This is a genomic window from Prevotella sp. S7-1-8 (assembly GCF_000758925.1).
Classification (GTDB): domain Bacteria; phylum Bacteroidota; class Bacteroidia; order Bacteroidales; family Bacteroidaceae; genus Prevotella.
Genome location: NZ_JRNC01000002.1, coordinates 22808 through 46619 on the forward strand (window position 1 = coordinate 22808; position 23812 = coordinate 46619).

Below are 23812 nucleotides of genomic sequence, written 5' to 3' on the forward strand. Positions count from 1 at the left end.
GCCACTCCTATTCGCATGGCTTTGCGCGCTTTCCGCGGCAGGCGCCGCAGACAGCACATTCGTTGTATCGGTTAGTTGCCGCGACACACGCTCTCCCCTCTCCCACGCTGTAGTCAAGTTGTTTTTCAAAGACCGCGCCATCACTTGTTTCACCAACGAAAGAGGGGAGACGACCTACCATGGCGACCACACCCTTTTAGACAGTCTCAGAGTGACAATGGTGGGTTATCGTGCGGTGACGCACGTCTGCCATGGCGAGTACAGGGTGCGGATAGCCCTTCCTTCCGAGACTCACATTCTGCCGGAAGTGTATGTGACAGCCCGTGAGACCAACACGCTGCAAACCACTTCCGTCATCACCCGCGAGGCGCTGACGCATATCCAGCCTTCGTCATTCGCGGACATTCTCTCGCTTCTTCCAGGGCACAGGTCGGCCGATCCGGATCTTTCCTCCATCAACTCCATACAACTGCGTTCCGCCGCAAATGGCGGAGACGACTACGCTACCTCCTCGTTGGGCACGGCCTTCGTGATGGATGGCGCGGTGCTTTCAACATCCTCCAACAGACAAACCGTATCCGGAAACACATGGAAGCGAGACGGTCTTGAAGGCATCGCGCGCGGCATAGACATGAGAGGCGTGCCGACAGACGACATACAGCAAGTAGAAATCATCAGGGGCGTGCCATCCGTAAAATATGGCAATATCGTTTCGGGCGTAGTAAACATCAAGCGGTGTATAGGCGAGCCAACGCTTACAGCCCGCCTAAAGAGCGACCTGCGCACCACGCTGCTCGCGGTGGGCAAGGGGTGGAACAACAACAGGCACGAATATGGCACATCGATGGGATACCTCATGTCCGACGCCGACCCGCGCGTGCCACTCCAGTCGTTCAGGCGCGTGAACGCTTCTTTCAGGCACAAGGCATGGCTCAAGCGAAAAGAAGATTACGCCTTGGTCTTGCGACAGTATTTGGATTTTTCCACAACGATAGACAACATCAAGCAAGACCCGGAGATCAACATCAATCCGGACGATTGTTTTTATAGCAGAAACAGTAGCGTGTCTTTGTCGCAAAGACTTGTCCTGACATCCGGCAAAAAAGCTCTGAGGCATTTGGAGGTAGGACTTGACGCCAGCCTTTCGCCACAGCAACTGAAACAAACGGAAACCATCGTCACTTCGTCTCCGCTCTCGGTAGTTACGGACAGGCTCCCCGGCGAGCGCCAAGGCACTTTCTTGCCAAGAAAGTTCCTGTGGAAAACAAGCGTAGACGGCTTGCCCACAACCCTTCGTTCGAGCGTGTCATCCACATGGGGCATATCGAGGAACACGGAATTGTTGGCTGGGATCGAAATGAGATACGACAAGAACTTGGGAAGAGGAGAGCGGATCGAGAGCGTGGACGCGCAAGGCACCAAGCCAAGGCGCGAGGGCATGCCGTTCCACAAGTTTCCATCGCTCAACTTAGCGTCGGCCTATCTTGAGGTGACCCATTCCGCCTCTCTTCCTTTCCGAATGAGAATGAAAGCGGCCTGCGGCCTTCGCGTGCAGAGCATGATGTGGATAGGCGGCAACTACGACATAAACAACAAACCCTACACAGACCCCAGAATGAACTTGCAACTCGCCCTTCCCGACTTGGGCAGCGGCAGACAAACATACCGGTCGAGCGTGTTTTTCTCGGCTGGCCTGCTCACCTTGATGCCGCCAAGCGCGTATCTGTTCTCGGATCCCGTCTACTACGACATCAGCGAATTGCAATACGTAAGTGAAGACGACCATACGATGATCTCGCGATACAAGACATACGTTTTCGATAGCGCAAACCACGCGCTCTCACCCGCGCGCAACCGCAAGTGGGAGATAAGGTATTCCGCCTCATGGCATGGGTGGAACGTGTCGGTAACCTATTTCCACGAACTGATGACAAATGGTTTCCGAGCGTCAAGCGCGGTTCATCCGGTCACTTACAATCGATACACCTACGACCGGACAACCAACTCGCTCCGAGCGGAGCCAACACGAACATTAGCCTTAATTCGGACGACGGAGAATGGCAGCGCCACACAAAAGCAGGGCATTGAGCTGACCGCCCTTTCGCGCAGGTTCTCTTCCTTGGGCGTGAGGCTTACCATGAACGGCGGATGGTTCAGAACCGAGTACAGCAACTCGGCGGACGTGAAAGAGCAGCCAGGGGGCATCGTCAACGGAAAGCCCGTGGGAGAAATCGGCATATACGCCCACGACGAAAAGAGCCGCGTGTCTTCCCTAAACACCACATGCCTTGCCGACGCATGGATACCAAGCATAGACCTGTCCGTCTCATTGGCCATGGAGACGCAATGGCTCTTCCTTGAGACCAACACCTATCCCGACCGCGTTCCAAAATCCTATATAGACATAACCGGCAAAGTCAGGCCTTATACCAAAGAGTGCATGAGCGACAGCAGGCTGTCGCAGCTCATCAGGCAAGACTCTCCTTACTTCGAGCCTGGACTAAACATACCTTTTTCCACGGATATAAACCTCAAGGCATCCAAGGCATTCTTCAGGAAACAAGTCATGGTCGCCTTGTTTGTCAATAAAATATGGAGCTATTCGCCCGACTATGACCATAATGGCGTAACGATAAGACGGGTCAGGAAACCTTATTTCGGGTTGGAAATCAATTACAAGCTTGGCAACAAGAGCGAACGTTAACCCTTGCGACAGGATAATGGAAAATCACATTTATTCATTTTTTTAAACAAAACAAACATGAGAAAAACAACTAATTTAATTTGTATGCTGGCCATGCTGCTGGCGCTGGTGAATGTAGGATGCAAGAACGATGAGGAAACGAGCGTTCCCAAACATAACGTTAGTCTCGCGCTGGAGATACCCCAAGGGTGCTCCATGAACGACATTTCGGAATTGAAGATAACCTTTACTGAGGAAAACCAAAAAAAGAAAACCGAGTTCACCTCTTTAAAGGATATCGTCTTGCCTCGCGGCATGTACTCGGTCAGCGTTTCTTGCGTCATGAAGGTTGGCGTCAAGCGGATGGTCTGCACAGGCTTGACACAAAACATCAACCTGACGGAAAACGCGCAAAAAATCAACGTGAAGCTCAGCGCGCAAAGCCAGGCCCGCGGTTTCGTCATCGAGGAAGTGTTTTTTGCCAGCACGGACAATGGCAGCTCCTCGCCATTGGACTATACCCACGACCAATACATCAAGATTACCAACAACGGAGACCAACCATTATACGCCGATGGGTTGCTCATCGTTCAATCCGAGCTGAACACCGTAAAGAACGACAAACTCACACCTGCCGATTTTATAGAGCGCGGGTTGGCTGTCAACAGCGTATACATGATACCGGGCCACGGCAAAGACCATATGGTGAAACCTGGAGAAAGCATTGTGGTGGCGGACCAAGCCTATAATTTCAAAAAAAGCCTGCCAGAGTCGGTAGACCTGTCAAAAGCTGATTTCGAATGGTACGACAATATCGTATCCGGTCCTTTCGCCGGCAAGGACATTGACACCAAAGCCCCCAACCTTGTCCCTGTCGTCACTAACGAAATGATTCCATGGCGCATGAACAATTTGGGGATGTTCGCCATCGCGCTGGCGCGCGTTGAAGGCGGTGACGTGAAAGCGGCGTTAGACAAGATGAGGCAAAATTATTCTTATGTCCGCGTGTTACCCAATGGCCGCAGCCTGACAATAAAATCCAACCCCATCGTACTTGGTGAGCCCAACGTGGTAGACGTTGTCACGCTGTCCGTAAAATCCAACTACACTCGCCAAGTCACCCCGGCATCGATGGACAAGGGATTTGCTTACTGCTCAAACGTGGACAAGAAACCCGGGTATGGCAAGAGCGTCATCCGAAAGACAGACAAGGTACTTACGGCCAAAACCGGGCACAGGGTGTTGGTAGACACCAACAACTCCGGAGATGACTTTGAGATGCTCGTACCTGCCTCCCTGCATTAATATTTCCTGAAATTGAAAATCACTCTCACCTTGAGATTGGCCGCGCTCCTGGCCGGCATGCCACACGCGACACACGCGCAACGTGGACTGCCGGACTGGGCGCCCGTCTCTTCACTGGACGCGCAACAGGAGATGGCGCGCAAAAACATATGGCGCAGCCCTTCCATGCAATCCATACAGGCCGGCGCGGCCTTTTCCAACGTCTCCGCGATGTATCAAAACATCAGATATGAGGGCGTGGGCGAAGTGCAACGAGGAACTGGCGATTGCTCCGTGTCGCTGTGCGCGCAGGGGCTTTCGCACCCTCGAAAAGGAACGACCCTATACGGCAAGGCATGTTACGAGGCGGGCCGTCTGCTTGACGTGGCATGGAGGGAAACCAGCGACTATGACAGGCTAAGGCCATACGGCCTCGCCGACGATTTTACGGGCAGCCTGACAAAACGCGGCTACGGATTCTCGGGGGGATGGGCAAGGGAAAACGGCAACGCCACCATCGGATTGTCGGCAAGCTACGAGGCGCGCGCCGAATACCGGCAATCCGATCCGCGCCCATTGAACATATGCTCAAAGGGAGAGATAGAGGCGTCGGCAGCCCTATACTCAAAGCCGCTGAAAACAATGTTTTGCGTTGACGCTGGCATGGAACTGTATCACCAATCTAACAACGTACTCTTCGCAAACAGAAAGACGGGATTGTTCGAATACAACATGTTGGGCATGGGAGAATACTCACAACGTTTCTCGGGCAACAAGACGGACGCCGCGTTCAGAGGGACGGCATGGCTCATGGGCGTGGAAACGCTGACAAGAAACAACTTGCGCACCTCAACGTTTGTTATGGCCGGAAACACACAATGGATATTGATGAACATCAACTCGCTGCCCCTGGCGCGTTTGAGAACGCTAAGCGTAAGCCACCGCGCCATTTACCAAACGCGCCGAGGCACAACGTTATGCCTTGGCGGCAAAGCGCAAACGAGACAAGGCGTCGAGGGGATATTTGGCGCGGGCGTTGACGTGGCTTACCCGAAATTGGGCGAGGAGCGAAGGTATCATGAAACCGCGTACCACGCGCAAATATCTATTATGAGACAATGGCGCCGCGGAAGATACACGCTCGCTTGCATGCTGGCCATCGCGGCGAAAGGCAAAAAAGAAAGCTACGCCATAAAAGAGAAAAAACTTACCGTCCACAACGTGTACCCATCATGGACCATACGGCTGGAGAAAAGATGGGAGCTATGGAGAATGGCCTTGGAGACAACCGCCGGCGCCCGCCTCAATGTCGGCAAGGTGTTGGCCGGAACCGGGGATGAGGATACGCCAATCGCGAAGATGGTATATTGTAACGCCACGCGGCAGACACGCTCGTTTCCCTTTGCCGACATGAGAATACTGGGCAATGGCATCATGGGCAACGTAAAATATTTTTGGAACTTACAAGGGGGCGTGTATAAAATAAAGGGAACGCGCGCGCGGTTGTCTTACGCTCTTTCTTGCGGAATAGATTTCTAAGACCGCAAGACATGACGCGAGTTATCGTTGGAGACGTCTCAGGACGACGCTCCGCTATTTTCGCGCCGCGTCATTTTATGGCATGGCAAAATAATGACGCCACCTCCGCCGTTATATACAAACAAGATTCGCGCGACTCTAACAACAGCCGCGTCTTTTTCGCGGGCCAACGCGAGCGAGCGCATGGGCGAGCGAGCTAAAAAAAGACATTTGACCATGTGCGTATGTCATGCGTCGCGGTGGGCGGCATATTGGCGACACTAAAACAAAGTAACGAGCAAGTATGATTTTCAGGACAAGACACAAATTGGTTAACATCGCGCTGTGCGCTGCCACGCTGTCAGGTTGGTGTCGCGTGGACGCGGCTCGCGCGCAAGACACCATCCACGTGGCCGCCGACAGCGTGGCGCGGCCCACCTGCCCAAGCGCGGACACGGCTGTGGCAAAGTCCCTCGGGCGTGCCGGCGCCATCGTGCGCCAACTGCCGTCATGGGCCAACGCGACCATGCTGAGCGCGCCATTGGTGGTGGAGGGATTGCTGATGCGTAGGCAAGACACTCACTTCAGGAAGCTGCGCGATGACTACGCGCCCCATTTCAAGCACGGCGCCGACAACCTGTTGCAATACGCGCCGGCGGTGGCCATGTACGGCATGAAAGCGATGGGCGTGAAAAGTCGCGACTCGTGGGGGCGCATGCTCACCGCGCACGCCATGTCGTGGGCGGTGATGGGCGGCGTGGTGAACGCGCTGAAGTACACCGTGCGCTCGCCGCGCCCCGACGGCTCGACCAACAACTCGTTTCCGTCCGGCCACACGGCCACGGCGTTCATGGCGGCCGCCATGCTCGACAAGGAGTACGGCCACGTCAGCCCATGGGTGGGCGTGGGGGCTTACGGCGTGGCCACGGCCACCGGGCTGATGCGCATGGCCAACAACAGGCACTGGCTGAGCGACGTGATGGTGGGAGCCGGCGTAGGCATACTGTCCACCGAGGCGGGGTACGCCTTGGCCGACCTGCTGCTGGGGAGGAGCCAAGACAACGACACACGCCTCGCGAGGGCGCCACGACGATTTGACCGCCCATCGTTTTTCAGCGTTTGCCTCGGGCTAAACGTGCCATTGAGCAAGTATGACATAGACAAGCGGCACGCTTTCACCACCACGTCAGGCTGCTCGGCAGGCGTGGAGGGAGCCTATTACTTCTCACCTTATATCGGCGCTGGCGGAAGACTGGCCGTGTCAAACTCTTTCATCATCAACGAGAACAACAACTTGGAAGACAACACTTTCCACGCGTTGACACTCATGGGTGGCGGATATTTCTCGTACCCATTGTCAAGCCGCGTGCGCTTGGGCGGCAAACTGTTAGGTGGCTATGTGAGATACCCTGAACTGACCATCGGCGGTCATGTGTTACCAACCAAGGACGGCGCGTGCTATGACACGGGGGCATGGCTCACGCTACGCGAGAACGCACACTATGGCATCAGGCTCTTCGCGGACTACTTGTTGCTGCCACCGCACAGCAGGATGAGCGCCAAGTACATTCACATGATGGTGTGGGGAACGGCGTTCGCGGTGAATTTCTGAACATGACGGCGGCGCGCGTCACTTGCCGCGATTGATGATATAGATGCCCGACGCCGCGAGGAAACCGGCCAAGGCATATTTGGGATGAAACGCCTCGCCAAGGCACAGGCACGAGGTGACGGCGCCCACCACGGGTATGAGCGAGTTGAAAATGGCCACCTTGCCCACGGGGTTGCACGTGAGCAACTTGTTGTACAAGGTGAAGCCCACCACGCTGATGGTTATGAGCAAGAACAAATAGAGGCACCCCATCCACGTGACGCACGCCAAACGGCCACCCATGAGCGCGCCTGGCACGACAAGGAGCGCGCCGCCGATGGTGAGCGAGAGGCCCGTGCCGACAAACACGTCGACCCGGTGGCCCAGCCCGCGGATGAGCAACGAGGCCGAAGCCCCACAGAGCGCGTTGAGGATGATCATGCCATCGCCGGCCCACGTGAACCGGCCGCTGTCGGCTCCGCCAAGGCTGAGCGACACGATGCCGGCCATGCCAACCGCGCAGCCCACTATCTTGCGCATGGTCATCCTGTCGCTCTTAAAAAACAAGCAGGCCATGACCACCACGGCGAAGACACTGAGCGAGTTGAGAATGGCTGAGCGCGAGCCCTCGCCGCGCGACAACCCGAAATAGAAAAAAGCGTAGTGCAGCGTGGTGTTGACCAACGAGAACAGCAATATGAACCACCAGTCGACGCCTCGCCTGACACGAAAGTTCAGGCCCTTGGCGCGCGCCAGTGACAAGACAAGCAGCCCAGCCAAGAAAAACCTGACGCCGGCAAACACCATCTTGCCGCCCGTCATGCAGGCAGAGATGCCAAACTCGGCAAAACCCAACTTGATAAGGGGGTATGCCCAGCCCCATGCCACGGCCGCCGTAAGCGCGAACAGGGACACCCACACGGGGCGTTGGAATATGCTTTTGTTATCCATGTCACAATTTCCAAAATGAATTACAAAGATAACCATTTTATCCTTGTTAGGGCATCCAATAACATAGAAAAAGCCTCGACAACCCACGCGAAGCGGAAATAATGGCACATTTTGGATTATAGTATAGTTGCAAATGCTTATCTTTGCAACAAATATTTCTCTAAAACAATCAAACGATGAAACACAGCAGCCTTTATTCATTATGCCTGCTCTCCGCGCTCCCCATGCCGGCCGGAGCCGAGCGCGCAAGCAACACGAACGAGAACAGCAACCATCAAGACAAAAAGCCAAACATCATACTGTTCATGGTGGACGACATGGGGTGGCAAGACACCTCCGTACCCTTTTGGACGCAACCCACACGGCTCAACCGTCTGTACGAGACTCCCAACATGGAGCGTCTCGCCCGGCAAGGCATGGTGTTCTCCCAGGCATACGCCACGCCCATCAGCTCGCCGTCGAGGTGCAGCCTGATGACCGGCGCCAACGCCGCGCGGCACCGTGTCACCAACTGGACCTTGGAGCGAGGGAAATCCACCGACTGCGAAGACGCGGAGGTGGCCACGCCCAATTGGAACGTGAACGGCATCAGCCCCGTGCAGGGCATACCACAATCTTTCGTGGCAACGTCTTACGTACAACTGTTGCGAGCGAACGGATACCACACCATACACTGCGGCAAGGCCCACTGGGGGGCCATCGACACGCCGGGCGAGAACCCCAACGCATGGGGCTTCGACGTGAACATCGCCGGGCACGCGGGTGGCAGGCAAGCCACCTATCTGAGCGAGCGAAACTATGGGCACAAGGCAGACGGCACACCCACGTCGCCCTTTGCCATTCCCGGCCTGAACCAATACTGGGGCACGGGCACTTTCCTGACGGAGGCTCTCACCCAAGAGGCCTTGAAGGCTTTGGACAAGGCGAAACGCTACGGACAGCCATTCTACCTGAACATGGCGCACTACGCGGTGCACATACCCATAGAGCGAGACAACCGCTACTTCGCCAAGTACGCGCGCAAGGGCATGTCAGACAAGGAGGCGGCGTACGCGTCGCTCATCGAGGGCATGGACAAAAGTTTGGGAGACATCATGGACTGGCTGGAGAAAAACGGCGAGGCCGACAACACCATCATTCTCTTCATGAGCGACAACGGCGGTTACGCCACCGGAAAGGCTTGGCGAGACGAGCCGCTCTTCACCCAAAACGCGCCGTTGGCCAGTGGCAAAGGTTCTATGTACGAGGGCGGCATCAGGGAGCCTATGATTGTGAAATGGCCAGGAAAGGTGAAGCCCGGGAGCAGGTGCGACAACTACCTGATTATCGAGGACTTCTTTCCCACCATATTGGAAATGGCGCACATACACGCGTACAAAGTGCCACAAGTGGTGGACGGGCGCAGTTTTGTGCCCCTTTTGACAAACACGGGCAATCCGTCGAAAGACAGGATCTTGGTGTGGAACTATCCCAACGTTTGGGGAAACGAGGGCCCGGGCATCAGCCTGAATTGCGCCATACGCTACAATGAGTGGAAAATGGTGTACAACTACAAGACTGGCCGCAAGGAACTTTACGACATCAAGCAAGACATTGGCGAGCGTAACGACATGGCGGCGACACATCCACGGATGGTGCGCCGGCTCTCCTCCATGTTGGGAAAATACCTGCGCGACACGCAGGCTCAACGCCCATTCTTCAAAAGCACTGGCCTGCCATGCCCTTGGCCGGATGAAACAAGATGAGAAAAACGACACAAAAACCCTAACTTCGCTCCTGCGTTGACATGGCATCGTGGGCGGAAAGTTAGGGCTTTAATGATAAAAATGGGCGCATGGGCGCGCGGTTAGCAGCCAGACCCATCAATGTTGCACGACGGAGTCTCGCCGCGAGGCGCCGGCGTGAGTCCGGCAGCCTTGGCCGACAGCGTCACGGTGCCGTCCTCCAAGACAAAGCAGGGTATGCCCACCGTGCCCTTGCGCTTCACCGCGTCAAACGCGGGCTCGGTGTCGCGCATGCGCAAAAACGCCTTGAGCTCGCGCACATGCGAGCCGATCTCGTGCACCTCGTAGCGAGGGTTGTCCTTAACTTGGGCTTCGAGCGCCACACAGTCGGGACACGTATTCATACCATAAATTTTAATCATCGTTATTCCTCCACGTGTTTTAGGGTTAAAAATTTGTGTGTCAATGCTTGCAAATCTTCGACGAGTCCACCGTGAACGTAGCGCCATCGGCAGGTTTGAACTTGCCGCGCGCCTCAAGAAATTCTACTAATTGGGCCGCGCTCATGCCAGCGGCGGAGCATGTACAAAATTGCTCGTCTGATCCAAACTTCTCCTCTATGGCCTCTATAAGCTCCTCGCGCGTGGCGTAACTGTGGCCCTCCATCATGTGGAGGACTTCGTGTCCGTGTGTCATGTCTTAATCATTTTTAGGGTTTATACTAACCTTTAGCATACAAAGATAATGCCACAAAGGCCGAAACCTCGCGGAACGGCATGCGGCGCGCCGTCATTTAACTTATATTATATGTCGCGCCCCATCATGACAGGTTTGCCTGGCGGCCGTCGCCCGGCGGCCTCCCGGGCGCGCGAGGCCACGCGCGAGGCTCATTCGTTGGCGAGATACCATGCCTTGGCCTCCACGTAGTGGCGCGCGTACTCCTCGGCTTGCCCGGGCTTAGCTTTCTTGACGAACCTCGCCGGGCAGCCGGCCCAAATCTCGCCGGGACCTATTTTGGTGCCCTGCGTCACCAGCGCGTTGGCCGCAACGATGGCGCCCTCGCCCACCTCGGCATGGTCGAGCACCGTGGCGCCCATGCCCACAAGCGCGCCGCGGCGCACCACGCAGCCGTGCACGTTGGCCAAATGGCCCACTGACACGTCGTCCTCAAGTATCGTGGGCGCGCCGCCCGACTCGTGGATACACGCGCCATCTTGTATGTTCACCCTGTCGCCTATGCGTATGGCGTCCACATCGGCACGCAGCACGGCCGAGAACCACACCGAGCAATCATCGCCCATCACTATGTCGCCTGCCAACGTGGCGTTGCCGGCGATATAGCACGCTCGCCCCCAAGAGGGGCGTTTGCCTTTCACTTCCAATATCATTGTCATGGTCTTTGTTGTCGCGGGAGGGGGCAAGCCATGGAGAAGGGCCGCCCGTCCCTCATTATGATAACACCGGCAAGTGACGACATATTGTGGCGCGACACGAAAAAAAACACCGCCCCGCGCTTAGTAACAAAAGTTAAAATGCGCGCGCGCAGCCCACGATACAACATATTTTAGTAATTTTGCCACCTATACACACGCAGTCGCTCCACCATGGAGAAGATTTTCACGGCGTTTCCGGCATGCCTTCCGCTCATGGCCATGGCTCTAAACACATGGGAGCCGCCAAAAGAGGAGCCGCCGCAAGAAAACCCGGGAAGCGAGAGAGACAACGGCTCCGGGAAAAAGGCGAAGATGGGCGACCCCCAAAAAATACCTCGCCGGGGCCGCGCCCGAGGTGGACGGCAGGTTGGTGTCCAAGCTCGAGGAAGACGCGCCAGGCATGACGGCCGAGCAATGGGCAACGGGACCGACAGGCCCTTGCGCGAAAAGGCGACAAGCCCACCAAACGCCCGGGCAAATCCAGGCGCGAGACCATAGGACGCGAGGATTACATATTCGGTCTCGCGCGCAAGGCGCTCAACGTGAAATATTAACCCCATAACATTCATCCCACATCTCACACCATCACCCATGGACAACGAAAACCCAAACATGCAGGAACCGCGACACCACAAAAGGCCCGCGCCAGAAGACCCGACCCTCAAGCTGCGCAACTGGCTCAACGCCATATTTATGGCCGGAGCCGTGATCGGCGTGTTGATATACTTCTTTGGCGATCACGCCATTGGAACCATCGTCATATTGGTAGCGATGGTTTTCAAGATTGTAGAAACGGCCATGCGATTATTGCACTAAATGAAAACGCTCTTTTCTATTTTCATACTCTCGCTCTCACTCATGCCCACCATGGCGCAGACGCCGCGACAACAAGGCAGGCACAACGAGACGCGCGAAGACGGAACGTTGAGACAACAAGGCGACAACGGCAACGCCACCGACTCCACCAACGCCGACAAGGAGATACCCAAAGGCCTGTACACATGGACCGTGGACCCACGATTTGGCGACCGCCACACCGTCGTGCCAGATACCGTGCCCTACATGTACATGAACTCCATATTCTCCACGGGGCTCAGGGGCGAGTACAACACCACCGGAAACCTTGGGGCGCCAAGGATGGCGCGCGTGTTCACGGACCGGAAAGAGCGCGGGCAGTTCATCTTCGCGCAGCCTTACGACTATATCGTCACGCCGGTGGAAAACTTCCGTTTCACCAACACGCTCTCCCCATTCACCAACCTGAGCTACAACAATTGCGGCAACCGCACCAACGGCGAGGACCATCTCACCGCATCGTTCGCCGTGAACGCAGGCAAGAAACTGGGCGCGGGCTTCAAGGCCGACTACCTGTACGCACGCGGATACTACAACGAGCAAGCCACCTCACACCTCAATTTCTCACTATACGGCTCGTACATCGGCGACCGGTACGAGGCGCACCTGCTGGCCAGCACCAACCATCAGAAAGTGACCGAGAACGGCGGCATCACCAATGACGATTACATCACGCACCCGGAGATATTCAACGAGAACTACCAATCGTCAGAGATACCGACGGCCCTGAGCCAAAACTGGAACCGCAACGACAACCGGCACGTATTTCTCTCGCACCGGTACAACTTGGGCTACAACCGCAAGGTGCCCATGACCCAAGCCGAGATAGAGGCCAAGAAATTCGCCATGGCCTCCAAAAAAGAAGCGGAGGAAAAGGCCGCCAAGGAAAAAGCCATCAAAGACGCCAAGCGAGAGGGACGCGACGTAGACGAGAACCGGACAGGCAAAAGCCCCACTTTCGCCGGCCGGCCGGCCAACGCGACCGTGGCGGAAGACGGCAAGAGGCCGGCCAACGGGCAGCCAGCCGACCCGACAGCCAGAGCGGGGCGAGTGGCCGTGGGCAGCAAGGCAGTCGCCGACAGCCTCATAGCCGCCGGGAACAAGCGAGCCGAGGACACCACGTGGATGAAAAACGAATACGTGCCCGTGACGAGTTTCATACACACCGTGGATTTTCACCACTACCGACGCATATACCAAGCATACCAGACGCCCAAGGATTTTTACCTTGACAACTTCGCCGTGAACGAGACTTGCGCCGGCGACTCCATATACGACCAGACCAAGCACTGGAGCCTGCGCAACACCTTGGCCATCTCCATGCTCGAGGGTTTCAACAAATGGGCCAAGGCCGGACTGAAAATTTTCGCCGCCCACGAGCTCAGGCATTTCACGCTGCCCGACGCCGACGCCACGCGCTCATGGAACGAGCACTCCGTGTACGTGGGCGGCCAGATCGTCAAGGCGCAAGGCAAGACATTGCACTACAACGCCGTGGGAGAGTTTGGCGTGGTGGGGGCCGACATCGGAAGCGTGAAGGTGGATGGCGGAGTGGACCTCAACTTCCCGTTGTTCAAAGACACCGTGACGCTGGCCGCGTCTGGCTTTTACCATCACGAGCGGCCCTCTTTCTATTACAGGCACTACCAAAGCAGGCACTTCTGGTGGGACAACGAGGGCCTCGCCCACTACGACCACATACGGGCGCAAGGGCTGTTGGGCTACCAAAAGACAAGGACACGCTTGAGGGTGGCCTACGACCTGATAAGGAACTACACTTATTTCGCCATAGGCTACACCACGAAAAACAACGCCCGCCTCTTCAACAACGTGAGCGTGAGGCAGAGCGCGAAACCTGTCAGCCTGCTGACAGCCGGGCTGACACAAGAGTTTACGCTCGGCCCACTCAACTGGGAGACATCGCTGACCCTCCAAAAATCGAGCGACGACACCGCCTTGCCACTGCCACTGCTCAACGCTTACACCAACCTGTACCTGCGGTTCAGGGTGGCGCGCGTGCTGAGTTGCGATCTCGGGGCCGACGCGCGCTACTTCACCTCATACAACGCGCCCGAGTACGTGCCGGGCATAGGGCAGTATGCCGCGCAGGCCAACGCCGAGAAGGTGGCTACCGGAAACTATCCCATCGTGAACGTTTACGCCAACTTCCACCTCAAGCACACCCGGTTCTTCGTGATGATGAGCCACCTGAACGCCGGCTCGGGCAACAAAAGATATTTTCTCACGCCACACTACCCGCTCAACGAAAGGGTGTTGCGCCTTGGCGTGAGCTGGAACTTCTACAACTAAAAACACGTTGAAATTTCGTGACAACATGTGGCTCATTTTGGGCGTATTCGCAAACAGGCAAAGGCTGGCTCGCAAATACACCCAAAATGGGCCACTTTTGTAACCACCTATGTGTCACGTCTTTATGTTGAAAAACAACATTCCCAAGCCAATTTATCAATCAAACACTCCGCCTTTAGGCATTCTTCGCACCGTGAAGAGACCCTAAAGGCGGAGCGTTTGGTCACCATTCTCCGCGCGATCAAGCGCGAACCGCCGTGCCATTAAGCCCCAATCGGACAATCCCGGAAACGGCGTCGGGCCAAAACAAGGAGGCGAACGCCTAAAAATCTTGTTTTCGCGCTCTAAAAAGAGACCGCGACAGATGGCGAAAACACATGAACATTTTTTACACTCCGCGCAGCCAACACCGACGCTTTTAGACATTGCGCCCCTCTCCCAACGACACGAAGCCGCCCACAAGAACATGCGCGGCGCAAGGGGTGACGAATGGCGCCGCGCGCCTCAAAACAATTGGGGCGCCACGCACAAACCAAAAGCGTGACACCCCAAGCATGTAATGATCGGGCTCCCCACTTACAGCAGGGCGTCTATTTTCTCCGCGTATTTCTCCTTGGCGGCCGCGCCGACAAACTTGTCGACCAGCTGGCCACCCTTGAAAAAGAGCACCGTGGGAATGTTTCGCACGCCAAACTGCATGGCTATGTCATCATTGTCCTCCACGTTGCACTTGCCAATGACCACCTTGCCGTCGTAGTCCTTGGCCAGCTCTGACATGATTGGGCTTACCATGCGGCATGGACCGCACCACGTGGCCCACAAATCCATTACCAATGGCAGGTCTCCATTCTTATAATTCTCAAAATTCTCTGACGTGATTTCCACTTCCATAGTTTTACCTTTCGTTATTAATGATTGTAACTTCTGCAAAGATATGCAAATACATCCAGCCTCACAAATAATAGGCCGAAAATATTAACATTCCACCACCCTGCTGCCATCCTCAAGCTCGGTGATAGTCACCTTGACGGCATTGCCGGGCAGGATCTCCTCGATAAGCTCGGGCCACTCCAAGAAACAGAGCGCGCCACTGTAGAAATAATCCTCGTACCCCATGTCGTAAACCTCCTCGAGCTTCTTGATACGATAAAAGTCGAAGTGATAAATGAGCTCGTCTGTCGTGGCCGACCGATACTCGTTGACAATGGCGAAGGTGGGCGAGGTGATCACTTCGTCCACGCCAAGCTCCTCGCATACGGCCTTGATAAACGTGGTCTTGCCAGCCCCCATCTTGCCGTAAAAGGCGAAGACCGTGCTGTCTCCGATGTGTTGGACAAACTCATGAGCCGCCTCGCGGATCTGTTCCAATGACTTAATTTTAATCTGCATGTTATGAAAATTTTGTTACGAATTTACGATTACGAATTGCCTAATATCTATTAAAAGCCCCTAAAGGCAGACGGATGGGCGCAAGCGCCGAAAAACCGCAGGGGCAATGGCGAGCGAGTTTTTGTCAGGGCCATCCTGAACGTACGCCTATTACAGCCGTCGCGCGCACCGAATTGTGAATTGAAAAAATATAAATTTTGAATTAATTAACCGTGTAACTCATGCCCTCGCGCTCGCTCACGTATCGTACCAAACTCTTTCTCACCTCTATGCGCCCGGCCTTGGCGCGCAAAAGCACGTTGGTATTGGTCTCCTCGTCGTTGACGTTGAAATACAGCTCGGTCTTGCCGGGTGCGTCCGTCACCATCGACAGCACGTCGTTCACCACGTCATCGTCTATGCGGGCGCTCTTGAGATGGATGGTGAAACGCTCCAAGCGATTGTCCTTGACCGTCTGCAAATACTCTATCTTTTGTATCACCATGGAGAAATATTGGCTTGTGGCAAAACGCTTGACGCATTTGGCGGTGACGAAAACGGCACTGCCCTCGGTGAGCCACGCCCCCCATCTGCCCCAGTCCTCGCCGAAGAGGGCTATCTCGCCCGGCCCCTCGAAATCCTCCATAGTGACGATGCCGAATGGCTCCCCGCGCTTGTTGAAACGCTGCGTCACCTTGGTGACAATGCCACCAAACGTGATCTCACTACGCATGGCCAACTCAGGGAATTTCTCTCGATTGCCAGCCTCGGCGCAGGTGGTGTTGCAAAGGCTCTCAAGAACGAGGGTGTAATCGTCCAGCGGGTGCGCCGATAGGTAAATGCCCACCAACTGTTTCTCCTTGCCAAGCTTCTCAATGGCGCTCCATGACACAGCCTTGGGAGCCGGCGGGGTGACGATGGTGATATCAGAGGCAAAATCGCCAAACAGCGTGTTTGCCGCCGCCGCCTTTTCTTGCTGGTACTGTTGGCCGAACCTGACAAGGCTGTCAAGAAACGACTCGCCCCGCGCGTTGACACCAAGATACTGCTCGCGCATCAGTCCGAAACAATCTAATCCGCCGCTGAGGGCCATGCTCTCGAGAGCCTTGCGATTAACGTCGCGCAGGTTGACACGCTCCACGAAGTCGTAAACATCCTTGTACGCGCCATTGTCTTGTCGCTCCCTCACGATGGCCTCGGCAGCCGCGGAGCCCATGCCCTTGATGGCAGACAGCCCAAACCTGATCTCGCCCTTGCCGTTCACGCCAAACTCCACGAAGCTCTCATTGACATCTGGGCCGAGCGTGGGAATGCCCATGACCTTGCACTCCTCCATGAGCTTGGTTATCTCGCCTATGTCAGAGAACCGACGCGTCATCAGCGCGGCCATGTACTCGGCGGGGTAATGGGCCTTAAGGTAGGCCGTCTGGTACGCCACCCACGAGTAGCACGTGGCGTGCGACTTGTTGAATGCGTAGGAGGCAAATTTCTCCCAGTCGCCCCATATCTTCTCAAGCACCTTTGGGTCGTGGCCGTTAGCCGACCCCTGCTTGATGAATTTGGGCTTCATGCGGTCCACAATGTCCTTTTTCTTCTTGCCCATAGCCTTGCGCAGGGCGTCGCTCTCACCTCGCGTGAAATTGGCCAACTGTCGCGACAGCAACATCACTTGCTCCTGATACACAGTGATGCCGTATGTGTCCTTGAGGTATTTCTCCATGCACGGTATGTCGTAAGTGACGAGCGTGGGGTCGTTTTTGCGCTTGATGAAATCGGGGATGTAATCCATTGGCCCAGGCCTGTAGAGCGCATTCATGGCAATGAGGTCCTCAAACACGGTGGGATGAAGCTCCCTAAGGTACTTCTGCATGCCCGGCGACTCGAACTGGAACGTGCCGATGGTGCGCCCCTTCTGGTAGAGTTGGTAGGTCATCTCGTCGTCGATGGGAATGTTGTCTATGTCGACTTTCACGCCCCTTGTGCGCTCCACGACCTTGCAAGCCTCTTTCAACTCTGACAGAGTCTTCAGCCCAAGGAAGTCCATCTTGATGAGCCCGGTCGACTCTATGACGTGGCCATCGTATTGGGTGACGGCGCATTTCAACTCGGGGAAGTCAGGGTCGTCGGCCGTTGACACCGGCACCCATTCGCTGATGGGGTCCCGGCAGATGATAAATCCGCACGCGTGGATGCCCGTTCCGCGCACCGTTCCCTCCAGCTGCTTGGCGTATTTGATGGTGTTACGCTCGCGCGGGTCGGTCGACACCTCGGCTTCTCGCAATTCGGGTGTATACTCGATGGCATTTGTCAAGTTCATCTTCTTGTTGTCAGGAAGACGGTCTGGTATGGCTTTTTTCAGCATGTTGGCACGCTCAAGGGGCAGCCGTTCCACGCGGGCCACATCGGCAATAGAGTTCTTGGTGGCCATACTGCCATAGGTGATGATATGGGCGCAGTTTTCCTCGCCATACTTGTCCATCACCCACCTGAGCACCTTGCCGCGCCCATCGTCGTCAAAGTCGGTGTCAATATCGGGCAAATTCACGCGGTCCGGGTTTAGGAAGCGCTCAAACAGCAGGTCGTATTTCAACGGGTCTATCCTCGTGATGCCCAAGCAGTAGGCCACCACGGAGCCTGCCGCGGAGCCGCGCCCGGGGCCCACCCACACGCCAAGCTCGTTACGGGCGGCGGCGATGAAGTCTTGCACGATGAGGAAATAGCCCGGGAAACCCATCGTCTTCATCACGTGGAGCTCAAAATTGATATGCTCCTTGACGTTGTCCGGCAGTGGGTCGCCATAGTTTTTCCTCGCCCCATCATAGGCCAGCTTGGCCAAATAGTCGGCCTCGAGCTTGATACGGTAAATCTTGTCGTAGCCACCCAAACGGTCGATGACCTTGCGCGCCTCGTCCTCGGGCAGGGGATTTTGGCCGTTCTCGTCTGTCGTGAACTCCCTGTACAAGTCAGCCTCTGTGTATTTCTCGCGCCACGACCGCTCCGTGCCAAACGACTCTGGAATGGGGAAATAGGGCATGATCGGGCCGTTGTCTATACTGTACATCTCAACCTTGCCGAGCACCTCAAGCGTGTTGCTCAGGGCCTCGGGAACGTCGGCGAAGACGTCGTTCATCTCCTTTCTTGTCTTGAACCACTCTTGCTTGGTGTACATCAGGCGGAAAGGGTCGTCCAAGTCTTTGCTTGTCGACAGGCATAGCAGGTGGTCATGGGCCTCGGCGGTGTCTTGGTCCTCAAAGTGGCAGTCGTTGGTGCACACCACCTTGATGCCGTATTCCTTGGCAAACTCCATGAGCGCCTTGTTAGCTTTCTGCTGCAAAGGGAACACCTCGCGGTTGGCGCGGATGGCGGGGTCTTTCACCTCGTGCCGCTGCAACTCCAGATAGTAGTCGTCGCCAAACACCCTGTGATACCACTGGCAAGCCTCCCGGGCACCCTCCAAGTCACCGTCGAGCACTTTGGCGGGCACCTCACCGGCAATGCACGCCGAGCAAACGATAAGCCCCTCATGGTATTTCTCGAGGTCGGCGCGGTCTGTGCGCGGCTTGTAATAGTAGCCGTCCACCCAAGACCTGCTCACTATCTTGATCAAATTCTTGTATCCTTGGTAATTCTTGGCCAATACAATAAGGTGGTATCCGGACGCGTCGCCATTCTCCTTGACCTTGTCTTCCTTGTTGTGGTGGGCCACATACATCTCGCATCCGAGAATGGGCTTGAAAGGTTCAAGCCCCTCCTTGACCCGTTTTTTGTTCACGACGGAACAATAATCAAAAAGCTCCTTGATGCCATACATCACCCCGTGATCCGTGATGGCCATGCCTTTCATGCCGTCCTTGATAGCCTTGTCCACAAGATACCTCACCTTAGACTGGCCGTCAAGCACAGAGTAATGCGTATGTACGTGCAGATGCACAAAATCTTCCATGTCCGAATAAAATTTATAGGTGTAAAGTTACGGCTTAATAGCGATATGACCAAAAGAATAATACAAAAAAGGTTGTCGTTTAAATAAAAAACAATTACCTTTGCAACAATTCTACCACACCCTTTTCTTAATATGGGCAAGAGAATAAAAAAAATAAAAAAAATACGCATTCACCGTGAGGGAACCAACACCCTATTCCTTGGTTTGATTTTTATAATCATTGTCGCCACGTGCTTTTGGTTTGGGTTTGACTCCAAATGGCCGTTTTGGTCGTTTGTCACAATCTTTGGCATAGCTTACGCTATCATCCTCAATTTTTACCAATGCCCCATCAGATACCTCAAAGTTGACAACACCAACAAAATCGTGGTGGCGCCTGCCGACGGCAAGATTGTGGTCATCGAAGAGGTGGAAGAGCGTGAGTATTTTCACGACAAGCGTATCATGGTGAGTATCTTCATGAGTTTGTTCAACGTGCATGCCAACTGGTTTCCGGTAGACGGGAGGGTCAAGTTCGTGCGGCATCAAGACGGCAACTACCACAAAGCGTGGCTGCCCAAGGCGAGCGAGGAGAACGAACGGGCCGACACCATGATCGAAACGGAGGACGGAACGGAGGTGCTCTGCCGCCAAATAGCCGGCGCCATGGCCCGTCGCATCGTCACTTACGCCAAGGAGGGCGAGGATTGTTACATCGACGAGCACTTGGGCTTCATCAAACTCGGCTCGCGCGTGGACGTATTCTTGCCGTTGGGCACGGAGATACTTGTCAAGATGGGGCAAAAAACCGTGGGCGACCAAACCATCATAGCGCGCTTGAAATAGCGCCGACGAGGCCATAGGCCACATTGGCAACCCTCGCGACAATCCCGCCAAGACACAGGCGGGAGCATTGAGAGATGGGCACGGTCGGCGCCGCGCTACTCGTTTCCTAACACAGCCAACACACATCCCATGAGCATCAAGAAGCATATCCCCAACACCATTACCTGTTGCAACCTCCTCTCTGGTTGCATAGCCATCACCTGTGCCTTGTACTTAGAGCCCAAGCTCGCTTTCGCGTGGATAGTGATGGGAGCCGTTTTTGATTTTTTTGATGGCATGTCGGCGCGCCTCTTGGGCGTGTCGTCGCCCATAGGCAAGGAGCTTGACTCTCTCGCCGACATTGTCACGTTTGGTCTCGCGCCATCGGCCATCGTGTTCTCGCAGCTCTCGGCGATGGACTATCCCGGCTTTGTCACACCCGCCATGCAAGACTACTTGCCGTTCGTGGCCTTTGTCATGGCTGCCTTCTCGGCCCTGCGGTTGGCCAAGTTCAACCTTGACGAGCGACAAAGCCTTGGTTTTATTGGCCTGCCAACGCCTGCCAACGCCCTGTTCTGGAGCTCGCTCGTCGTGGGAGCGCACACCTACCTTGAGTCGTCCGCCATCATGTCTGTGGCGGTTGTCTTGATGATTTTCGTGAGTTGCTGGCTGCTCGTGGCCGAGATACCCATGTTCGCGCTCAAATTCAAGCACTGGGGATGGAAAGGCAATGAGGTCAAGTACATCTTCGTAGTGTCTTGCGTGCCCCTCATTCTCATTTTCAAAATGTCGGCATTCGCCATCATCGTAGCGTGGTATGTCGCGCTGTCAATAGGCATGAGCATGCGAGACAAGGCGCGCGGCGCACGGCGCGACACATTGTAAAGTACGCCACAATGATCCTGCAACTACTCTTATTCATACTCTTATTTCTCGTCATCCTTGTCTTGATGGCCGTAATGGTACTGCGTGGCCTATACTATAGGTCTGGGTTGAAAAAGGTACTCGACGCGCTCCGTGGGCAAGCCACCGGGGCATCTCCGTCTGATCGCGCTCGCAATGATGGCGGCCGCCATCATCGTCGCACAGCCAAGACCCCATCCGGCGATGTCATCATAGACCATCGAGACCCTGAAAAAGCCCAGCAAAAGATTTTCGGCAAGGACGAAGGCGAATATGTCGATTACGAGGAAACGAAGTAATCGACCTGCCAAGCCAACATGCTTGCCCACACCCTCTTTCTCGTTCGTTGCGCCGTCACGGCTCCCATTCCAAACAGACTAATAGTTCTGCCCTGACCACCAACGAGCCACGCGTACGCTATCCATTCCCATTCTTCATAGCCATAGGGCGCGCGCAGGTGGCGTTCCCCGTTTTTTCGTCTGCCAAGGCGTCTCCATACCGCCTATGCCACATACTTAAGCCGCATGCTGTTGAGCGCCACGCTCACGCTCGACAAGGCCATCAATCCGGCTGCCCACATAGGCGTGAGCTGAAAATGAACACCGAAGAGATAGAGCGCGCCAGCCGCGAGCGGTATACTCACCACGTTGTAGACAAAAGCCCAAAAAAGGTTTTGCCATATCATCCCGACGGTCTTGGCGCTCAATCTCACCGCGGAAGGAATGGCACGAAGGTCATCCGTCATAATTGTCACTTGCGCCACGTCTATCGCCACGTCCGTACCCTTGCCCATAGCGATGCCCACGTCGGCCAGGGCCAAGGCTCGCGTGTCGTTAACGCCGTCGCCCACCATCGCCACACGATGGCCCTCATGGCGCAAGCGTCGCACCAAACGCTCTTTATCATCGGGCATGCACCTGCCTTGCCAGTGCGCTATCCCGGCCTTGCTGGCCCAATGCCGCACGGCTTCCTCCTTATCGCCGCTCATCATGTAAACGTCTATCCCTTGCGCGCCCAACGTCTCGACGGCCTCGCGCGCATGAGGTTTGAGCGTCTCCCTATCGTCCAATGCCAGCGTGTCGACTCGTGTGAAGTCCACGTTCGGGTTGGCGATGGTCAGCGTGCCCGTCTTGTCTATCACCACGGCGTCTATCTTACGCATAGCCTCCAAGGCAGCCGCGTCCTTGATGAGGATATGTCGCTCGGCGGCCTTGCCCATGCCCACCATCAGCGCGGTGGGCGTGGCCAGCCCCATAGCACAGGGGCACGCCACCACAAGCACGGCCACGGCGCTCATGATGGCTTGCGGAATGGCCGCCGCGCCACCAATCGCCCACCATGCCACCAAGGTCAAAAGGGCCATCGCCGCCACCGTTGGCACGAACACCATCGCAGCCTTGTCCACCACGCGTTGCACAGGGGCCTTAGAGGCTTGCGCCGCTCTCACCACGCGCACGATGCCCGCCAGCGCGGTGCCCTCGCCCACTTTCACGGCGCGCAAGCGCAGCCTACCCTGCGCAGGAATGGTACCCGCCAGCACCGATGCGCCAACCTTCTTCTCCGCCGGCGTGGGCTCTCCCGTCACCATACTCTCGTCCACGTAGGCCGCGTCTGGTGTCATAAAAGAGGTGGCCCATGTCACCTCGCCGTCCACGGGGACCTTCTCACCCGCGCGTACCTCCACAATATCGCCCTCGCCAAGGGTGGACACGGGCACCTCGCATGTGTCTTCGGCCATGGGCTCCGGACTATGGCAAAGGCGGGCCGTCCGAGGCGCCATGCCCATCAGATGCCTCACGCTGCTTGCCATGCTATCCTTGGCTCGCTCCTCGATGACGCGCCCCGTCAGCACAAAGGTGATTATCATCACGCACGCGTCATAATAGGTATGCCAATCCATGCCCATGGCACCCCAAACGCGGTCGCCCCAAAACGTATTGAACACGCTGAAGGCGAAGCTCACGCCCGTTGACAGCGCCACCAACGTGTCCATGCCCACCGCACCATGAACCAAAGAGCGCGCCGCCGACACGTAAAACGTCCTGCCGCAATAGCCCATAACCACCAAGCAGAGCAGCAAACTCACCTGATTGGCCGTGTCTCGGGTGCCCACGTAGAGCCATCCCATCGACACACTCATCACCAAGACAGAAGCCACCCAAGCCACCACGGCCTTGCGCCTGAGCAGCACGAAGGCGCGCCGCTCTATCTCCTCGACCGATCGGTCTTGCTCTATCACAAGGTCATAGCCTATGGAGGCTATCTCGGCTTTCATGGTCTCAAGCGATATTTGGGCAGGGTCATATTCCACCGCGGCACTTCGCCCGGGCAGGCTCACGGTGGCATGGCTCACGCCTTTGAGCGAGTTCAGCTTGCGCTCCACGTTGGCCGAGCAGGCCGAGCAGGCCATGCCAATGACGGGTATAATCTGTTTCATAGTCATAT

General features: G+C 55.9%; 19 protein-coding genes. 11 read left to right on the plus strand and 8 right to left on the minus strand.

Translation table 11 applies throughout. The features are described 5' to 3' along the window. Positions 1 to 118: 118 nt before the first annotated feature. The 4 genes from HMPREF1640_RS00100 (at position 119) to HMPREF1640_RS00120 (ending at position 7097) form a co-directional block, all read left to right on the plus strand. On the plus strand, positions 119 to 2704 hold the full coding sequence (locus tag HMPREF1640_RS00100; protein WP_197051461.1) for a TonB-dependent receptor plug domain-containing protein: 2586 nt from the start codon (positions 119 to 121) through the stop codon (positions 2702 to 2704). Positions 2705 to 2761: 57 nt separating this feature from the next. Next, the gene (locus HMPREF1640_RS00105) at positions 2762 to 3988 is read left to right on the plus strand and encodes a DUF4876 domain-containing protein (protein ID WP_081935217.1); all 1227 of its coding nucleotides are present in this window, start codon (positions 2762 to 2764) and stop codon (positions 3986 to 3988) included. A gap of 12 nt (positions 3989 to 4000) precedes the next feature. Next, positions 4001 to 5506 carry a DUF6850 family outer membrane beta-barrel protein gene (locus HMPREF1640_RS00110; protein WP_036891372.1) on the plus strand — a complete coding sequence of 502 codons (1506 nt, stop codon included), beginning with the start codon at positions 4001 to 4003 and terminating at the stop codon, positions 5504 to 5506. Between the two features lie 283 nt (positions 5507 to 5789). Then, the gene (locus tag HMPREF1640_RS00120; protein ID WP_036891374.1) at positions 5790 to 7097 is read left to right on the plus strand and encodes a phosphatase PAP2 family protein; all 1308 of its coding nucleotides are present in this window, start codon (positions 5790 to 5792) and stop codon (positions 7095 to 7097) included. An 18-nt stretch (positions 7098 to 7115) separates the two neighbouring features. On the opposite strand, the gene HMPREF1640_RS00125 is transcribed toward HMPREF1640_RS00120, so the two are convergent. Then, the gene (locus HMPREF1640_RS00125; RefSeq protein ID WP_036891375.1) at positions 7116 to 8027 is read right to left on the minus strand and encodes a DMT family transporter; all 912 of its coding nucleotides are present in this window, start codon (positions 8025 to 8027) and stop codon (positions 7116 to 7118) included. 224 nt (positions 8028 to 8251) lie between these two features. Here HMPREF1640_RS00125 and HMPREF1640_RS00130 point away from each other — a divergent pair, with 224 nt between their 5' ends. After that, positions 8252 to 9772 carry a sulfatase gene (locus HMPREF1640_RS00130; protein ID WP_231565804.1) on the plus strand — a complete coding sequence of 507 codons (1521 nt, stop codon included), beginning with the start codon at positions 8252 to 8254 and terminating at the stop codon, positions 9770 to 9772. 101 nt (positions 9773 to 9873) lie between these two features. Here the strand turns inward: HMPREF1640_RS00130 and HMPREF1640_RS00135 are convergent, their stop codons facing one another. The 3 genes from HMPREF1640_RS00135 to HMPREF1640_RS00145 all read right to left on the minus strand — a co-directional run bounded on the left by HMPREF1640_RS00135 (position 9874) and on the right by HMPREF1640_RS00145 (position 11145). Beyond that, entirely contained in the window at positions 9874 to 10173 is a 300-nt protein-coding gene (locus HMPREF1640_RS00135) for a thioredoxin fold domain-containing protein (RefSeq protein WP_036891377.1), read from the minus strand. A gap of 40 nt (positions 10174 to 10213) precedes the next feature. Then, positions 10214 to 10447: a YecH family metal-binding protein gene (locus tag HMPREF1640_RS00140; protein ID WP_036891378.1), complete on the minus strand. Its 234-nt coding sequence runs from the start codon at positions 10445 to 10447 to the stop codon at positions 10214 to 10216. A gap of 191 nt (positions 10448 to 10638) precedes the next feature. Continuing rightward, positions 10639 to 11145 (minus strand): gamma carbonic anhydrase family protein, encoded by a 507-nt coding sequence (locus HMPREF1640_RS00145; RefSeq protein ID WP_036891379.1) that lies wholly within the window; start codon positions 11143 to 11145, stop codon positions 10639 to 10641. Between the two features lie 210 nt (positions 11146 to 11355). Here HMPREF1640_RS00145 and HMPREF1640_RS00150 point away from each other — a divergent pair, with 210 nt between their 5' ends. From HMPREF1640_RS00150 to HMPREF1640_RS00160, 3 genes are all read left to right on the plus strand, one after another. Beyond that, positions 11356 to 11682, plus strand: coding sequence for a hypothetical protein (locus tag HMPREF1640_RS00150; protein ID WP_036891380.1), 327 nt, complete (start codon positions 11356 to 11358; stop codon positions 11680 to 11682). Between the two features lie 93 nt (positions 11683 to 11775). Continuing rightward, positions 11776 to 12000 (plus strand): hypothetical protein, encoded by a 225-nt coding sequence (locus tag HMPREF1640_RS00155; protein WP_036891381.1) that lies wholly within the window; start codon positions 11776 to 11778, stop codon positions 11998 to 12000. Further along, the gene (locus tag HMPREF1640_RS00160) at positions 12001 to 14349 is read left to right on the plus strand and encodes a putative porin (RefSeq protein ID WP_036891382.1); all 2349 of its coding nucleotides are present in this window, start codon (positions 12001 to 12003) and stop codon (positions 14347 to 14349) included. A gap of 576 nt (positions 14350 to 14925) precedes the next feature. Here the strand turns inward: HMPREF1640_RS00160 and trxA are convergent. The 3 genes from trxA to dnaE all read right to left on the minus strand — a co-directional run bounded on the left by trxA (position 14926) and on the right by dnaE (position 19660). Then, on the minus strand, positions 14926 to 15240 hold the full coding sequence (gene trxA, locus HMPREF1640_RS00165; RefSeq protein ID WP_036891383.1) for a thioredoxin: 315 nt from the start codon (positions 15238 to 15240) through the stop codon (positions 14926 to 14928). Positions 15241 to 15324: 84 nt separating this feature from the next. Continuing rightward, on the minus strand, positions 15325 to 15738 hold the full coding sequence (gene tsaE, locus HMPREF1640_RS00170) for a tRNA (adenosine(37)-N6)-threonylcarbamoyltransferase complex ATPase subunit type 1 TsaE (RefSeq protein ID WP_036891384.1): 414 nt from the start codon (positions 15736 to 15738) through the stop codon (positions 15325 to 15327). Positions 15739 to 15940: 202 nt separating this feature from the next. Further along, on the minus strand, positions 15941 to 19660 hold the full coding sequence (gene dnaE / locus HMPREF1640_RS00175; protein ID WP_036891385.1) for a DNA polymerase III subunit alpha: 3720 nt from the start codon (positions 19658 to 19660) through the stop codon (positions 15941 to 15943). Positions 19661 to 19792: 132 nt separating this feature from the next. Here dnaE and HMPREF1640_RS00180 point away from each other — a divergent pair, with 132 nt between their 5' ends. The 3 genes from HMPREF1640_RS00180 to HMPREF1640_RS00190 all read left to right on the plus strand — a co-directional run bounded on the left by HMPREF1640_RS00180 (position 19793) and on the right by HMPREF1640_RS00190 (position 21666). Next, complete coding sequence (locus tag HMPREF1640_RS00180; protein ID WP_036891386.1) at positions 19793 to 20485, plus strand: phosphatidylserine decarboxylase family protein; 693 nt, start codon at positions 19793 to 19795, stop codon at positions 20483 to 20485. A gap of 129 nt (positions 20486 to 20614) precedes the next feature. After that, positions 20615 to 21349 carry a CDP-diacylglycerol--serine O-phosphatidyltransferase gene (gene pssA / locus HMPREF1640_RS00185; protein ID WP_052051626.1) on the plus strand — a complete coding sequence of 245 codons (735 nt, stop codon included), beginning with the start codon at positions 20615 to 20617 and terminating at the stop codon, positions 21347 to 21349. Between the two features lie 11 nt (positions 21350 to 21360). Beyond that, positions 21361 to 21666 (plus strand): DUF4834 family protein, encoded by a 306-nt coding sequence (locus tag HMPREF1640_RS00190; RefSeq protein WP_036891387.1) that lies wholly within the window; start codon positions 21361 to 21363, stop codon positions 21664 to 21666. A gap of 203 nt (positions 21667 to 21869) precedes the next feature. Here the strand turns inward: HMPREF1640_RS00190 and HMPREF1640_RS00195 are convergent, their stop codons facing one another. Further along, positions 21870 to 23804: a cation-translocating P-type ATPase gene (locus HMPREF1640_RS00195; protein WP_036891417.1), complete on the minus strand. Its 1935-nt coding sequence runs from the start codon at positions 23802 to 23804 to the stop codon at positions 21870 to 21872. Positions 23805 to 23812: the final 8 nt, after the last annotated feature.

Bases quoted from the DNA above. Each gene is read 5' to 3' on its own strand.
- HMPREF1640_RS00120 (WP_036891374.1), top strand. From the start codon at position 5,790: ATGATTTTCAGGACAAGACACAAATTGGTTAACATCGCGCTGTGCGCT.
- pssA (WP_052051626.1), top strand. From the start codon at position 20,615: ATGAGCATCAAGAAGCATATCCCCAACACCATTACCTGTTGCAACCTC.
- HMPREF1640_RS00105 (WP_081935217.1), top strand. From the start codon at position 2,762: ATGAGAAAAACAACTAATTTAATTTGTATGCTGGCCATGCTGCTGGCG.
- HMPREF1640_RS00140 (WP_036891378.1), bottom strand. From the start codon at position 10,447: ATGACACACGGACACGAAGTCCTCCACATGATGGAGGGCCACAGTTAC.
- trxA (WP_036891383.1), bottom strand. From the start codon at position 15,240: ATGGAAGTGGAAATCACGTCAGAGAATTTTGAGAATTATAAGAATGGA.
- HMPREF1640_RS00135 (WP_036891377.1), bottom strand. From the start codon at position 10,173: ATGATTAAAATTTATGGTATGAATACGTGTCCCGACTGTGTGGCGCTC.
- HMPREF1640_RS00160 (WP_036891382.1), top strand. From the start codon at position 12,001: ATGAAAACGCTCTTTTCTATTTTCATACTCTCGCTCTCACTCATGCCC.
- HMPREF1640_RS00180 (WP_036891386.1), top strand. From the start codon at position 19,793: ATGGGCAAGAGAATAAAAAAAATAAAAAAAATACGCATTCACCGTGAG.
- HMPREF1640_RS00145 (WP_036891379.1), bottom strand. From the start codon at position 11,145: ATGACAATGATATTGGAAGTGAAAGGCAAACGCCCCTCTTGGGGGCGA.
- HMPREF1640_RS00150 (WP_036891380.1), top strand. From the start codon at position 11,356: ATGGAGAAGATTTTCACGGCGTTTCCGGCATGCCTTCCGCTCATGGCC.
- HMPREF1640_RS00195 (WP_036891417.1), bottom strand. From the start codon at position 23,804: ATGAAACAGATTATACCCGTCATTGGCATGGCCTGCTCGGCCTGCTCG.
- dnaE (WP_036891385.1), bottom strand. From the start codon at position 19,660: ATGGAAGATTTTGTGCATCTGCACGTACATACGCATTACTCTGTGCTT.
- HMPREF1640_RS00125 (WP_036891375.1), bottom strand. From the start codon at position 8,027: ATGGATAACAAAAGCATATTCCAACGCCCCGTGTGGGTGTCCCTGTTC.
- HMPREF1640_RS00155 (WP_036891381.1), top strand. From the start codon at position 11,776: ATGGACAACGAAAACCCAAACATGCAGGAACCGCGACACCACAAAAGG.
- HMPREF1640_RS00130 (WP_231565804.1), top strand. From the start codon at position 8,252: ATGCCGGCCGGAGCCGAGCGCGCAAGCAACACGAACGAGAACAGCAAC.
- tsaE (WP_036891384.1), bottom strand. From the start codon at position 15,738: ATGCAGATTAAAATTAAGTCATTGGAACAGATCCGCGAGGCGGCTCAT.
- HMPREF1640_RS00190 (WP_036891387.1), top strand. From the start codon at position 21,361: ATGATCCTGCAACTACTCTTATTCATACTCTTATTTCTCGTCATCCTT.